Annotated in this window: 1 protein-coding gene; it reads left to right on the plus strand. The window is 58.8% G+C overall.

The annotated features are described in order from the left end of the window. Positions 1–286 precede the first annotated feature (286 nt). Positions 287–2,033 (plus strand): serine/threonine protein kinase (locus tag NW834_RS13610; RefSeq protein ID WP_414426353.1); only part of this gene is annotated, 1,747 nt, incomplete at its 3' end.

Raw genomic sequence — 2,033 nt, forward strand, 5'->3', positions numbered from 1 at the left:
CTGGGACACCTTGAGCTTGCAGGAGACGGTCAGGACTTGGGTCATGGTTCTATCATAACTTCCGCATTCCTCCCGACCCTCGTCCTACGGACAGAGGGCGGGGCTCCTGCGATTTCTAGCTGAGAAGTCACCTTGAAGAATCAACTGAAAACCCCGCCATTTCCAACAGATGGCCCCAATCCGGATCCCTGAGTTCAGCCGCGACCTAGGCTGATGCAGACCTCAGCAATTCGGTTTATGGTATGGACATTCCCCCTGCAATTCCTCTTCTCCAAGCTGCAAACCCATGACCGCAGATCTCACCAACCGCATTTTGGGCAACCGCTACCAGCTGATTCAAGAAATTGGTAGCGGTGGTATGGGATCCGTCTTCCGCGCCTTAGACTTACACAACAACGGCCAAGAGGTAGCCGTCAAGATCTTATATGCCCCCATGCTGCTGAGCCGGGGCGACTTCCAGACAGACTTGCGCCGTCGCTTTGCCGAAGAGATCCGCGTCAGCACCCTCTTGGGCCAGCATCCTCGCATCGTCAAGGTTTTGGATCACGGCCAAGAGGGGGAGCAGGCCTACTTGGTGATGGAGTACCTCAAGGGGCAGGATCTGGGCAAGCTGATCCGAGAAAAAGGGGCTTTGCCGGTTCGACAAGCCGTTCGACTAGCCTTGCAGGCCTGTGAGGGGCTGCACTTTGCCCACACGTTTCAGGCCAAGGTAGAGGGTCGCGAGATTCGGGGTGTCATCCACCGCGACATCAAACCCAGCAACCTCTTCATCGAGCAAGTTTTTCAAAACGGCAAGCTCATCCCCCAACTGAAAATCCTCGACTTTGGCGTGGCCAAAACCCTGGCGGATCACACCCTCAGCCTGGGCACCCAAAAAGGGGGAGGATTTATCGGCACAGCTCGCTACGCCTCTCCCGAACAGATACGGGGCAAAGCCTTGGATGCCCGCTCGGATATCTACTCCTTTGGCGTGGTGCTCTACGAGATGCTGACGGGATCCATGCCCTTTCAGCTGGAAACCGACTCCCTGCACAGCTGGATCCACGCCCATTGCTACGAAAGCCCAATCGAGATCAACCCGAAGGCAGCCCCCCAGCCGATCCCACCCCCTTTAGCAGCCGTGGTGATGGATTGCCTGAAAAAAAACCCAGACGAACGACCGCAAACGATGCGGGAGCTGGGGGAACGACTGCTGCAAGCCTATGACCTGACGGCAACCACCCAACTCTCTAGTGGCCAAGCCAGCACTGTGATCCTGCCCACCGGCAGCGCTAAGGCTCAACGGGATGCTCCACCCTCTTCTGACCCCAAGCCACCAATCCAAACCACCCGCAATACAGGATCAGCTTCTGGAGCCTTTGAAGATATCCGCGATGAGGATCTGGATCTCATCGAAGATGAGCCGGTCTCTCCCCCCTCCCCAGGTGCAGGGATCCCCTATTACATCACCGAGCGGGAACCCTCCTCAGCAGAAGCTCCGCCGGAAACACCGGATCCCTCCCCCCAAAGTGAGGATGAAACTCCCAAAACGCCCTCCACAGTGATCCCAGCCAGCAACGCTCTCCCGACCGTTCAGGATCCCCCTGTCGCTCGCCCTGCTACACCACCACGAACTAATACTCCCCGCACCCGCCCTCTGCCACAAGCTGCCCCCCAAACGGTTCTACAGCCTTCCGGCAGCAGTCTGAAGTGGGTCTTGGCCGGGGGATCCCTAGGCGTTATGGCTTTGCTGGCCGCCTTTTTGCTGTGGCCACGTCCAGCGGTTCGCGATACCCAGGAACAGCCGGATCGCACCCCAACTCCCGAACCCAAGGTAGAGCCCATACGCATAGAGCCTATACCCGTAAAACCAATCCTAGGGATCCCAACTCCCGGTTCTACGCCTACCCCTACGCCCGAAGCAACCCCCACGCCTACCCCTGAGGTAACTCCAGCGCCGACACCCACCCCGACTCCAGCACCAACACCCACCCCGACTCCAGCACCAACACCCACTCCGGTGCCAACGCCCACCCCGACGCCGACGCCCACCC

Origin of the sequence: Synechococcus sp. R60.1, assembly GCF_047461835.1 — a bacterium.
In the GTDB taxonomy this organism is placed as follows: domain Bacteria; phylum Cyanobacteriota; class Cyanobacteriia; order Thermostichales; family Thermostichaceae; genus Thermostichus.